Raw genomic sequence first — 12,066 nt, forward strand, 5'->3', positions numbered from 1 at the left:
GCGGCGCGCGACCTCCCGGTCACCGGGACGTGCCGGGCGGTCGTCGGTCGTGGCGGGTTATATCCACTCCCCCGATTGGGTGGCGAGCAGCCGCTCCATGGCGTGCGAGGACCACGACTCTGCGGGGACCCGCGCCGTGCGGGTGCCCCGCCGGGGAACGCTCAGTTCGGGATACAGCGCGCGCGAAACGTCGCGGGCCGCCGCCGCGACGAGCGGCGCGGTCCGTTCGAGAAGACCCGCGCGGGTGGGACCGCACAGGGAGATCGAGGCGATGGGCCCCTCGGGTCCCCGAATGGCGGCACCGACACATGCCATCCCGACCGCGGACTCACCGGTTTCGAATGCCAGACCGCGCCGGCTACGGATGCGGTTGAGTTCGAGATGCAGAGTCGACAGATCGTGGATGGTGCGGTCGGTACGGCGGGCGAGCCGCTCGTCGTAGAGGTCGTCGACCTGCTCGGGCTCGAGGCCTGCGAGCAAGGCTTTTCCGCACGCGCTGGCGTAGGCGGGAACCCGGCCGCCGACACGGGACGGCAGTGCCGCGGCGAGCTGGCCGCCGATCTTGTCGAGATAGACGCAGTCACCGCCGTCGAGCACCGCGAGGTGCGCGACCATGCCCGTGGTCATGTGGAGTTCGTAGAGCAGCGGAGCGGCGGCTTCCCGGATCCGGATGTGGCCGTTGTCGCCTTCGGTCATGGCCTTCGCCCGCCGGCCCAGGCAGTAACCGAACGACGCGTGGTCGATCCAGTCGAGCCGAACCATCTGGTCGAGGATGCGATGAACGGTCGAGCGCGGCAGTCGCGTGCGGCACGCGACCTCTTCGAGAGTGAGACGAGACGAGCGATCGTCGAAGGCATCGAGGATCAGGGTCATGCGTTCCACCATCGACGCGGGAAGCTCGCGCTTCGCGGACTCGGCCGGTTTCGCGTGGTCGGACTCTGACATCGGCACCCTTTCGTTCACCTGCACAGAACCCACAGAACGACAAACTGAAATTCATTCTTGTGGTCTGCACCAAAGGGTACTACGGAAGGTGACGAAGTACACACACCGCCCGCACATCCCACTGACCAGGAAGAACCTGTCCACCGATCTGCGGCGCCGGTACAACCGGAGAGCAAGGTGCCCGATCGACCTGCAGTCGTCACGGCAATCGCGTGACCACCGACGAAAGTGCCGAAACAGCCATGACCGAAGTCCCCTCCGCTCTCTTCCGCCCGCTCGCCGTCCGCTCCCTTCGGCTGCGCAACCGCATCGTAATGTCGCCGATGACGCGGTCGCACTCGCCGGGTGGAGTACCGGGACCGGACGTGGCCGAGTACTACCGGCGCCGTGCCGCCGGGGGCACGGCACTCATCGTCACCGAGGGAGTGGCGATCGACCACCCCACCGCCGTCGACAACCCCCGCGTGCCTCACATGTACGGCGAGGCCGCACTCGACGGGTGGCGCCGCGTCGTCGACGCGGTCCACGCCGAAGGCGGCCGGATCATTCCGCAGCTCTGGCACGTCGGGCCGCTGTGGGGAGCCATGACGGCAGATGTCGATCCCGCCCTGACCCCGATGCGGCCGTCGGGAGTGTGGGGAGAACCCGGCGTCACCTCGTACGGAGCCGACTATGTCGCCCGCGCGTCGAAGCCCACGCGCGCCATGACCGACGAGGACATCACGCAGGTCGTCGACGCATACTCCCGTGCCGCAGCGGCTGCGAAGGAAGTCGGATTCGACGGCGTCGCGCTGCACGGCGGTCACGGTTACCTGCTCGACTCGTTCCTCTGGGAAGGAACCAACCTGCGCGAGGACCGCTGGGGCGGTGACCTCCGAGACCGGACCCGATTCCCCGCGGCAGTCGTTGCAGCCATTCGCGCGACCATCGGTGAGGACCTGCCGATCTTCTATCGATTCTCGCAGCACAAGCAACAGGACTACGAAGCCAAGATCGCGCACACGCCGGACGAGCTGAAGGCCGTCCTCTCGCCGCTGGCCGACGCCGGCGTGGACGTGTTCGACGCAAGCATCCGCCGCTTCGATCTGCCCGCGTTCGAGGGCAGCGACCTCACCCTCGCCGGATGGGCCAAGAAGGTCACGGGCGCCGTGTCCATGGCGGTCGGAAGCGTCGGCATCGGCGCAACCCTGCGCGAGAGCCGCACCCAGGGCAGCGCTCCCGTCCGAGACAACCTTCCGGAACTCGAAAGCCGGATGGGCAGGGACGAATTCGATCTGATCGCCATCGGGCGACTTCATCTCGCCGATCCCACGCTCGCGACGACGTTGCGCAACGGCGCGGCGCTGCCGGAATTCGACCGCACCGTCCACGAGGCGGCACTGCTCTGATCTCGGTGCACCGGAGACGTCGGCAGTCTCGATGAGCGGGAACACAACTCGGAGAGTTTGTTACCTCATCTAGAAAGTGATGCGCACCACTCCCGACTGGAGTGAGGAAACCCCGCGGGCCACGACGGGCCGCCGAGAGTCTGGATGCGCAGTGACGTCATACGCTAACGAGCTATCCCACCGGGAGCCCGAACATACTTCCGGCCGAGGACGATTCGACCGCAGGCAACCCGTCTGGGTAATCGTGGCGGTGTTGATCGCCGTCGAGATCATCAGCGCTTTCGAAACTTCCATGATGTTCGCAGCGATCCCCACGCTCATCACGGATTTCGACAGCGACGCGTCGACCGTCGGCTGGGCCGTCACCTCGTTCCTCCTCGTCGCGGCCGCATCTGCCGCGGTCTGTGGCCGCCTCGGCGACATGTACGGACGTGAACGGGTATTGATCGTTCTTCTGGTGGTCGCAGCGGTGGGTTCCATCATCAGCGCCGCGGGCGACAGTCTCACCAGCATCATCGTCGGCCGCACCATCCAGGGTGTTGCCGGCGCGATCCTTCCGTTGTGCATCGGCCTCGCACGTGAGCACCTTCCGTCGGGCAAGGTTCCCGTCGCCGTCGCGCTGATCTCGGGATCCGCCGTTGCGGCGGGTTCGGCGTCACTGCTGGTCGCGGGGCTGCTCATCGACTACGCCAGCTGGCACATGATCTTCGTCGTCGCTGCCGCGTACTCGGTGTTCGCGATTCTGCTCGTGTGGTTCGTCCTGCCGTGGCGGCCGCCGACCGGCACGAAGGAGAAAATCGACTACGTCGGAGCGGTGACATTCGCGGCATCCGTCGCTGCGATCCTCCTCGGCGTCAACAAGTCGCAGGCCTGGGGCTGGGCCGACGGCCGGACCCTCGGCCTGATCGTCGGTGGCGCCGTCGTACTCGTTCTGCTCGTGCGGTGGGAGTTGCGCGTGCCGTCACCGATCATCAATGTGCGCCTCTTCGCCGGACGCAAGTTCTCGCTGACGATGCTCGCGACGGTCGCGATCGCCGCAGGACCGATGGGCGTCGCCACCATGATCATCCCGATCATCATGCAGACACCCACGTCGGACGGCTTCGGCCTGGGCCTGAGCGCAACGCACGCGGGCTGGTTGTCCTTCATCGGGTCGATGTTCGGTTTCGCGTGCACACCCCTCAGCGGCCGTATCTCGGCGGCCGTCGGGTCCCGCGTATCGATGTTGATCGGCAGCATTCTCTTCGTCGCCAGCACCGTGACCATGATGACCGCTCACAATTCGGTCGTGGCGATGACCGCGATGGTCGTGGTGGTGTCGGTCGCCACCGCATTCGCCTACACCGCCCTGCCGAACCTCATCGTCGAGGCCGTGCCCGAACGCAACACGAGCGAGGCGACCGGCACGAATGCGGTGCTGCGTACCGCAGGGCAGGGTGTCGGCACGTCCGTCGCCACCATGTTGCTCGCGTTCGCGGCCACTCCGATCGGTGGCCTGAACATGATCGGCGTCATGTTCCTGGTACTGGCGTTCATCGCGATCGCGCTCACCGTGATGATTCCCCGTGGCGTCCCGGACGCAGTCGCCTCCTGACCCATCCGACGTCTTCTCGTTTCCTCCCGGCATGAGGAGGCACCCTGCGCGCCCGGTTCCGCCCGGGCGCGCAGTGCGTTCATCCAGAGGCCGGCCGACTGTGTCTACTCGGGCGTTCCATGTATGTCGGGCCGTAGGCAACAAATCCGAACCGGGAGTAGAGCGGCTGCGCATCCTCCGTATGCAGCATCCACCGGAAGTCTGCTGCGTCGATATCCGACAGCAGGCACTCGAGCACGGCGCTCCCGACGCCGTCGCCCCGATGCTCCGGGAAGACGAATCCGTCTGCGATGTACCCGTAGGCGACACCGTCGGACGACACCCGGACCGCGCCGAGCAGTTGCCCGGAGTCCGGCTCCCTCGCGGCGTAGATCTTCCAGGCACTCTCGAATTGTTGCCGTATCCGATCGCGCGACCGCCACCTGTTCCAGTAGGCGTCGCCGGTCAGAAAATCCAGGACACGGGACAGTTCGTCCTCCGACAGTCGATTGTCGACGACGATGCTCATGGATCGCCCCCCTTCCAGCACTGTGCTCGCGACTACAGTGCCGCACGCAGAAAGCCCCGTCCAGCCCTGCGATCAGGGCGGGAAGGGGCAGTCATCCCTGGTGAGGGAGTCGACAGTTCTGTCAGCGGTTCATCAGGGCACGCATCGCTTTCGCTGCTCCTTCGACCAGCTCGCGACGAGGGAATCCGCTGCGCTTCACCGCTGCGTCGTAGTTTCCGCCCGCGATCCACACCGGACCGTCCTCGAGATGTTCGAGGCCTTCGCGTGCAACATCTTCCGACTCCGAGACACGCATGCCGGGGACATCGAAGTTCAGTCCGGCGCGCACCATCGCGGGGGTGCGCGTGACACCGAGGACGAGTTCGACGACGTGCACGCCGTAGGGCTTCAGTTCGAGCCACAGGCTCTCCGCGAACACCCGGCTGAACGCCTTCGACGCCGAGTAGATGCTCTGGTGTTCCGAACCCATGTAACCGGCGAGCGAGCCGAGCAGCATGATCCCGCCGCGGCCCCGCTCCTTCATCGGTGCGCCGAACAGATGGGCAAGTTCCACCTGCCGGTGCACGTTCAGGTCGATCACGCCGCGGAATCCGTCCAGGTCTCCGGTAACGAATTCGTGTCCGTAGCTGTTCGCTCCGGCGTTGAAGATGAACAGTCCGACCTCGAGATCCGCTGTTGCGGCGCGGATCTCGTCGACTGCGTCGGGGGCGAGCAGATCCAGCGCGAGAGTGCGTACCTGTACGCCGTTCTCGCGGGCGCGGTCCGCGGTCTCCTCGAGCGGTCCGGGCTTCCGTGCGATGAGCACGAGATCGAATCCAGCACGGCTCAATTCGTCAGCGAAGGCGGCGCCGACACCCTCCGATCCTCCGGCGATCACGGCCCACGGGCCGTACTGTGCACGATCGAGGTTGAGGGGTTCGGTCATCGCGGATCCTCCGGAGTGGTCGGGTCGAAGCTTCATTGGACAACAGGTGCTGGCACGGGCGCGTCGTCGTAGACGTCGAGGACGCCCGACGCCGCCGCGCGTGTGATGGTTTCCGCGAGCCGGGTGCACGCCATGCGCGGGGCACCCGGGCGGCCGTCGCGGCCGGCGTCGTCCTGCACCTGAGGACAGCGCCGGCGCGCGTCGGCGTTCCACTGGATGGAGGTGTGCTCCCAGCTGTTCTTCTGAACCAGCACTTGCGCCGAGCACTCGGCACACCGCAGCGGTTCCATCCGGTTCTCCATCGTTACTACTCCTACCCCGCGCTGGTGGGTTGTTCCTCGAGTGCCTTGCGGGCGATGTTGGCTTCGACTTCCTTCATCCACGCAGCAACCGGGCGCGTCGTGTCCATCTCGAACTCGAAGCGGTCGGTCATCTCCGGCTTCACCTCGTCCACGTCGACGTAGAACTGCTCGTACCAGCGGCGAAGCTGGTACACCGGGCCGTCCTCTTCGCACAGCAGCGGGTTGTCGATGCGGGTCTTGTTGCGCCAGATCTCGATGTCCTGCTCGAAGCCCTTGGCGATGAAGTTGCCGAACTGCTGCGCGACCTTCAGTGCCTCGTCGCCTTCGAAGCGATCGGACTTCTTGACGATCATTCCGTACATCAGCACGAACTTGTTCTCGGAGACCGGGTAGTGGCAGTTGATGAGGGTCGACTCGATGTCGTAGCCCTCGTACTCGTAGACCAGGTCGTCGATCATGAACGACGGCCCGAAGTAGCTCGCGTCCGAGCGACTGCCGAGCATCCGCGGCTGGCCCGCGGCGTGCGGACGGGCGTCCTCGCGCGCCTTGCCGCGCATGAACTGGCTGGCCACGTGACCTTCGAAGACGTTCTTGAAGTACGTCGGGAAGGAGTAGTGCACGTAGAAGAAGTGCGCCATGTCGACGATGTTGTCGATGAGTTCGCGGCAGTTGGTGTCGACCTCGGTCCGGTACCAGACCCAGTCGGTCCACTCGTCGCTCAGCGCGCCCTCGATCCGGGGGATCGTGACGTCCGCCGGCGGCGGGTTGCCCTGCGGGTCGTTCCACACGAACAGCAGACCGTCCTGCTGGAGCGTGTGCCACGCGCGCGTCTTCGCGATGGGCGGAACCCGGCGGGCGTACGGAATGTTGGTGCAGCGGCCGTTGCCACCCCAGCGCCAGTCGTGGAACGGACACGCAACCTGGTCACCCTTGACGGTGCCCTGGCTCAGATCGCCACCCATGTGACGGCAGTAGCCGTCGAGGATCTTGAGCTCGCCTGCGGTGTCCGCCCAGACGACGAGCTTGGTGCCGAAAGCCTCCACGGAGTGCGGCTTGCCGTCCTTGAAGGACTCGGCGAGGCCGAGGCAGTGCCAGCCGCGCGCGAAACGGGTAGGAGCGGAGCCCGCGACGATCTCGCGGACCTCGGTGGTGTCGGAAGTGCCCAGGCTCACGGTCGTCCGTCCTTTCGGGGGATTGGGAAGTACGGGGGTACACCGGCGGAAATCGGCACGTGTTGTGCCGGTCGGGGTCTCGCCGCTTCGATGATCCTGACGCTAGGTGATCACCGTCACGCCCAATCCCGGCGTCTCACTGGGCGGGACTCACGAACTCCGGGTGTCGGACGCCGACCAGAACGCGCGCATCGACGCGATCCGGCCATCGTCGGCGAAGGTCATGACATCGATCGGTTCGAAGACGTACTCGGTCCCGTCCACCTCCGAGGTCACCCGGAAGTGGAAGGCCGCTTCGTTGCCTGCGATCCGCAGGGTGAGCAGTTCCGTCGAGTTGCGCGAGTGCTCGAGTCCCGCATACAGCGGGAGGATCGCGTCGCGTCCCGTGCGCACGTCGCTGCCGACGGGGTCCTCGACGGTCGCAGTGTCGGTGTAGAGGTCGGCTATGCCGGCTGCGGACGACGCCTCGATCCGCCGCAGGTACTCGGCGACGGTGGCGCGAATGCGGTCGGGGCCCGGGATCTCTTGGTTCATGGCGGCCTCAGACGCTCTGCGCGGGCGCCGGCGCGGGGAGCAGCGCAGCCCTGCCGTTCGCGGCGAATTCGGCCTCGAGACGCGCGCGTGCGTCGTCGTCGAAGGGCACGTACTCCGCCGTACGCGCGACACGTACGTACACCGTGTCGTCGGTGTTCCAGGCGGCCGCACGCAAAGGCGCCTTGTCCACCTTGTTGCTGCCGGTGAGCGGGATGTGGTCGGTCACCCGGACGAAGCGTGGCCACCACTTGTCACCCATATCCGGCTGCTCGGCGAGGAACGCGCCGAATGCTGCCGGGTCGAACACCGATCCGGGGTCCAGTTCGACAGCGCACATCACCTGGTCCCCGGTGGCGGGGTCCGGAACAGCGAAGACGGGCGCGGAGAGGATTCCGGGGCACCGATGCAGAACCCGCTCGACCGGAGCGGCCGAGAAGTTCTCGCTGTCGACCCGCAGCCAGTCCGACGACCGGCCCGCGAAGTAGAAGAACCCGTCGGCGTCGCGATAACCGAGGTCACCGGACCAGAAATCGTTCCCCTTGATCCGGTCCGCCATCGCGCCGGGATTCTTGTAGTAACCCTCGAAGGTGTGGGCTGTGTTGCGGGCGACGATCTCCCCGACCGCTTCACCGTTGATCAGGCGGCCCGTGTCGTCGAACTCGGCCGGCGGGCATTCCTCGCCGGTGACCTCGTCGAGGATCCGCACGTCGACGGCGCCCACCGCGACTCCGAGCGAACCGGTCGGGGTATCGGGAGTGCGGTTGATGCGGAAGACCCCTTCACTCGAGCCGTACCCCTCGATGACGGTGCAGCCGAAGCGCTCCGAGAACCGGGCGACGTCCACTTCGGAGGCTTCGGTCCCGAATGCCACTTCGAGTGTTCCGTCCCGGTCGCGCGGATCTTCGGGACGGCTGAGGACATAGGCGAGCGCGCGCCCGACGTAGTTCACGAAGGTCGCACCGTAGCGATGGATGTCGTCGGCGAAGCGGCTCGCGGAGAACTTCCGGATCATGCTCACGGTCGCACCCACGCTCATCGCGGTACCGAGGTTGAGCATCAGGGCGTTGCCGTGGAACAGGGGCATGCACAGGTACGTGACCGAGTCGCGGCGCATGTGCGTGCGTTCCGAGAGCGGCCCGAACAGCCGGGCGAGCCGGCCCTGGCTGACGACGACCGCCTTGGGAGCGCCGGTCGAACCCGAACTGAACAACAGCAGCGCGATGTCGTCCGGCGACGGCCGGGTCTCGGGAAGCTGGGCACCACGGAACGGTTCGAGGAACGCGCGGTATCGCGGGCTGTCGACGTCGAGGATCTTCTCGGCGGGCAGGCCGTGGTCGGTGCCGGCGACGAGATGCGCCAGGCGCGACTCGGTGATGATCAGGTCGACGTCGGCGTGCCGGACGTCCCGGGCGATTTCCGGGCCGCTTCGGCTGGCGTTGATCCCCACCACCACGGCACCGGCGAGTGCTCCCGCGCCGATCCAGAACACGAAGTCCGGAACGTTCTCGAGAAGCACTCCGATGTGGCGTTGCCGTCCCTCGGGCAGTGGCACGGTCGACACGAGCGCCGAGGCACGATCGGCACTTTCCTGGACAACTTCGTCCCAGGTCCAGCGCTGGTCCTCGAAGCGCAGTCCCACCTTGGCGTCGCCGCGGCGAGCTCGCACTACTTCGGCGAACGTGTCCAACTCATACCTCCAGATAGTCACGAGCGATGGGGCCATCACGGGCAGTCCGATCACAACAGACGCTCACGCGGCGCCGCGCCGGATTCCCGGCCAGCGGGAGCGCACGCGAGGGCTTCTAGCTCTGGGCGAAGACCGCGCGTCCTCCCGACAGCACTGCTCCTGCCTCGGTGGTGACGTCGAACCGCACCTCGGACGACGCGCCCCAGGCGCGGATCTCGGCGGTGTCGCCGGGGAAGACCGGGGCCGCGAACCGACCGGACAACGCGACGAGATCTGCGGGGTGTGCTCCGAGCTCTTGCGCGAGCGGCAGAGTCGTCGCGGCCAGCGTGCACAGTCCGTGGAGAATCGGCCGCGGCTGTCCGATCCCGGCTGCGGCGTCCGGATCTATGTGGATGTGGTGGCGATCGCCGGTGAGCCGGTACAGCGCGGCCTGTTCCGCGTGGGTGGTGAGGAGTGCGGTCGAGTCGGGTTCGCCGTCCGGTTGCGCGGGGGCGGACGGACCGCGGTCCCCGCCGAATCCGCCCGCTCCCGGCGCGAACAGCGACCATGTGGCGACGAAGTACTCGCTTTCCACCACCACCTCGAAGACTGCGGCGCGGCCCTTGTCCCACACGTCCCCGACCCGCGCCGTCATCGCGATGCTGCCGGACTTCGGAAGCGGGCTGAGAACGTCCAGCTGCTGGGAGCCGTGGAGTGCGGTCTTCGTATCGAATGCACCGAGCGATCCCAGCGCATCCGGCGCCCACTGCGCCAAGGTCAGAGCGAAAGTCGGCAGCACCCGGAGGCGGTCCTCGAAGACGAGGTCGAGGTCTGTGGCGCGAGCCCCCACAGCGAGCGCATACAGAATCGCGTCGCGCTCGTCATAGGTGACCGTGCGGGTGCCGAGTTCGGCACCGCGCCAGGTTGCCGGGGTCGGCGTGTCGGTCGTGGTTGCATCGTGTGCGGGCATCGTTTCGTGTCCTTTCCGAGCGTGCTGATCGCACGCTAGGCACCCCCTGTAGCGGGGGTCACCGAGCATCCCACTGACCGGTACATTCGAACAGGGCGTTCATCGGCGTGAGAGATTCTTGCGATCCGATCCACGAGGAGGGGCATTCGTGCAGCGTGCAGGATCACCGGCGACTCACCGGTCGTCGGCGACGACCGGTCCGAGCCGGACCGCCACGCGATCCGGACTCGGCGGTGCACGATGAGCATTCCGTCGGATCCCTTCCCCTTCCTGGACCAACTCATCTCCCGGCTCACCGGGCCCGGCGGCGAGTTCGAGATCGTGATGGACGAGGTCCTCGGTACCTCGATGCCGGTCATGCGTAAACGGAACCGCGCGGTGGCGGATCTGCTGTCGCAGTCGCTCGTCTGGGGTGATCGCGAGTATCTCGTCACGGCCGACCGCCGCATCACCTTCGACGAGAACGCGAGGGAGTCCTATGCCCTCGCCGCCGCGCTGCGCGAGAGATACGGCGTGCGTGCGGGCGACCGGGTAGCCATCCTGTCGGCCAACAGACCCGAGTGGGTCACCGTGTTCTGGGCGACCCAGGCTCTCGGCGCCATCACGGTCGGGCTCAACGCATGGTGGGTGCAACCGGAACTGGAGTTCGGTATCCGCCATTCCCGCCCGCGCATCGTCTTCGTCGATGCTCCGCGTGTCGAGGCGGTCGCGAAGATCGCCCCGAGCGACACGGTGGTGCTGTCGGTCGAGACGGATCTGCCCGCACTGATCGCCGAGTTCGACGGCCGGCAGCCACCGCCCCCGCGAATCGACGAGGACGACCCGGCAGTCCTGTTGTACACCTCCGGTACGAGCGGGGACCCCAAGGGGGCGTTGCACTCTCAGCGCAATCTCTTGGCCGTCGTCGATTATCAGCGCTACACCGAAGCGATCCACACGATCTGGACAGGCGAAACGTACGACCGCTCGGCCCCGTCCGATGCCCGCTACCTGCTCACGTCGTCGATGTTCCACATCACGAGCCTGCACAACACGATCGTGCCGCGGCTGGCGATGGGAAGCACCGTGATCATGAACCAGGGATGGTTCGACGTCCACCGTGTCCTGGAATTCATCGAACGCGAACAGGTGACGCACTGGCTGGCCGTGCCGTCGATGGCGGCACGCATGCTCGAAGACGAGGACCTCGACCGGTACGACCTGACGTCGCTGACACGGTTCACCCTGTCCTCGGAACCGTCCACACCGGAGTTCAAACAGCGCCTGCGCGAGCAACTCCCGTTCGGACGGCACGCGATGGTCGACAGCTACTCCATCACCGAATGCAGCACATCGATCGCGGTGGCCAGCGCACAGGAACTCGAGAAGCATCCGGGTACCGTCGGCGTCCCGATCATCACCGTCAGCCTCGAGATCCGCGATCAGTACGGCGAATGGCTGCCCGACGGCCACGTCGGCGAGGTATGCGTCCGCAGTCCATTCGTCATGATCGGGTACTGGGACGACGAGAAGGCTACCGCCGAGGCGATCACGCCGGACCGCTGGCTTCGGACCGGCGATTTCGGGGTCGTCGAGAAGGGCCGGCTCCGGCTGGTCGGCCGGCGTGCGGATCTGATCCATCAGAACGGCGAGAACATCTATCCCTCCGAGGTCGAACGAGTGCTTGCCCAGCATCCTGCCGTGCGCGAGTGCGTGGTGACGGGAGCACCGCACGCCGACTGGGGGCAGGAAGTCGTCGCGGTGGTCGTGCTCGTCGCGGGAACGACGGTGACCGAGGAGGATCTGACCAAGTTCGCCGCCGAGCACCTCGCCTATTTCAAGGTACCCACGCGGTGGCGCCTGACCCATGATCTGTTGCCCCGCAACTCCACCGGAAAGATCGTCCGTAAGGGCTGGCGCGGTACGCACGGTCCGGAAATGTGAACGCCCGGGCGGCTCCTGCTGCGGCGTGCGTAGTAGGAGCCACCCGGACGTCGGCGTCAGGGGATCAGCTCAGGCGTTCGAGCACCATCGCCATACCCTGACCACCACCGACACACATCGTCTCCACACCGAACTGCTT

The 12,066-nt window shown here is 66.5% G+C and carries 11 protein-coding genes; 3 read left to right on the forward strand and 8 right to left on the reverse strand.

Going from position 1 to position 12,066, the window contains the following annotated elements; translation table 11 throughout:
• Positions 1-57: 57 nt before the first annotated feature.
• On the reverse strand, positions 58-945 hold the full coding sequence (locus HF886_RS08250) for an IclR family transcriptional regulator (RefSeq protein WP_169652025.1): 888 nt from the start codon (positions 943-945) through the stop codon (positions 58-60).
• Positions 946-1,187: 242 nt separating this feature from the next.
• On the opposite strand from HF886_RS08250, the gene HF886_RS08255 reads away from it, so the two are divergent.
• Positions 1,188-2,333, forward strand: a complete 1,146-nt coding sequence (locus tag HF886_RS08255; protein WP_169623130.1) for a 12-oxophytodienoate reductase — start codon at positions 1,188-1,190, stop codon at positions 2,331-2,333.
• Positions 2,334-2,577: 244 nt separating this feature from the next.
• A complete protein-coding gene (locus tag HF886_RS08260; protein ID WP_296550238.1) occupies positions 2,578-3,927 on the forward strand; it encodes an MFS transporter in 1,350 nt (449 codons plus the stop codon).
• A 79-nt stretch (positions 3,928-4,006) separates the two neighbouring features.
• Here HF886_RS08260 and HF886_RS08265 read toward each other — a convergent pair whose 3' ends face one another.
• The 7 genes from HF886_RS08265 to HF886_RS08295 all read right to left on the reverse strand — a co-directional run bounded on the left by HF886_RS08265 (position 4,007) and on the right by HF886_RS08295 (position 10,004).
• A complete protein-coding gene (locus HF886_RS08265; RefSeq protein ID WP_169623106.1) occupies positions 4,007-4,435 on the reverse strand; it encodes a GNAT family N-acetyltransferase in 429 nt (142 codons plus the stop codon).
• 121 nt (positions 4,436-4,556) lie between these two features.
• Entirely contained in the window at positions 4,557-5,360 is an 804-nt protein-coding gene (locus tag HF886_RS08270; RefSeq protein WP_169623105.1) for an SDR family NAD(P)-dependent oxidoreductase, read from the reverse strand.
• Between the two features lie 32 nt (positions 5,361-5,392).
• Complete coding sequence (locus HF886_RS08275; protein WP_169623129.1) at positions 5,393-5,650, reverse strand: hypothetical protein; 258 nt, start codon at positions 5,648-5,650, stop codon at positions 5,393-5,395.
• A 23-nt stretch (positions 5,651-5,673) separates the two neighbouring features.
• On the reverse strand, positions 5,674-6,834 hold the full coding sequence (locus HF886_RS08280; protein WP_169623104.1) for a Rieske 2Fe-2S domain-containing protein: 1,161 nt from the start codon (positions 6,832-6,834) through the stop codon (positions 5,674-5,676).
• 150 nt (positions 6,835-6,984) lie between these two features.
• Positions 6,985-7,368 carry a nuclear transport factor 2 family protein gene (locus HF886_RS08285; protein WP_169652026.1) on the reverse strand — a complete coding sequence of 128 codons (384 nt, stop codon included), beginning with the start codon at positions 7,366-7,368 and terminating at the stop codon, positions 6,985-6,987.
• 7 nt (positions 7,369-7,375) lie between these two features.
• Positions 7,376-9,055, reverse strand: coding sequence for an AMP-binding protein (locus tag HF886_RS08290; protein ID WP_169652027.1), 1,680 nt, complete (start codon positions 9,053-9,055; stop codon positions 7,376-7,378).
• Between the two features lie 115 nt (positions 9,056-9,170).
• On the reverse strand, positions 9,171-10,004 hold the full coding sequence (locus HF886_RS08295; RefSeq protein ID WP_169652028.1) for a MaoC/PaaZ C-terminal domain-containing protein: 834 nt from the start codon (positions 10,002-10,004) through the stop codon (positions 9,171-9,173).
• Positions 10,005-10,244: 240 nt separating this feature from the next.
• Between HF886_RS08295 and HF886_RS08300 the strand changes: the two genes are divergently transcribed.
• Positions 10,245-11,927: a class I adenylate-forming enzyme family protein gene (locus tag HF886_RS08300; RefSeq protein ID WP_169652029.1), complete on the forward strand. Its 1,683-nt coding sequence runs from the start codon at positions 10,245-10,247 to the stop codon at positions 11,925-11,927.
• Positions 11,928-12,066: the final 139 nt, after the last annotated feature.

The organism is Rhodococcus sp. 105337 (assembly GCF_012844225.1).
Classification (GTDB): Bacteria; Actinomycetota; Actinomycetes; order Mycobacteriales; family Mycobacteriaceae; genus Rhodococcus.

Bases quoted from the DNA above. Each gene is read 5' to 3' on its own strand.
- HF886_RS08270 (WP_169623105.1), bottom strand. From the start codon at position 5,360: ATGACCGAACCCCTCAACCTCGATCGTGCACAGTACGGCCCGTGGGCC.
- HF886_RS08295 (WP_169652028.1), bottom strand. From the start codon at position 10,004: ATGCCCGCACACGATGCAACCACGACCGACACGCCGACCCCGGCAACC.
- HF886_RS08255 (WP_169623130.1), top strand. From the start codon at position 1,188: ATGACCGAAGTCCCCTCCGCTCTCTTCCGCCCGCTCGCCGTCCGCTCC.
- HF886_RS08265 (WP_169623106.1), bottom strand. From the start codon at position 4,435: ATGAGCATCGTCGTCGACAATCGACTGTCGGAGGACGAACTGTCCCGT.
- HF886_RS08285 (WP_169652026.1), bottom strand. From the start codon at position 7,368: ATGAACCAAGAGATCCCGGGCCCCGACCGCATTCGCGCCACCGTCGCC.
- HF886_RS08275 (WP_169623129.1), bottom strand. From the start codon at position 5,650: ATGGAACCGCTGCGGTGTGCCGAGTGCTCGGCGCAAGTGCTGGTTCAG.
- HF886_RS08250 (WP_169652025.1), bottom strand. From the start codon at position 945: ATGTCAGAGTCCGACCACGCGAAACCGGCCGAGTCCGCGAAGCGCGAG.
- HF886_RS08300 (WP_169652029.1), top strand. From the start codon at position 10,245: ATGAGCATTCCGTCGGATCCCTTCCCCTTCCTGGACCAACTCATCTCC.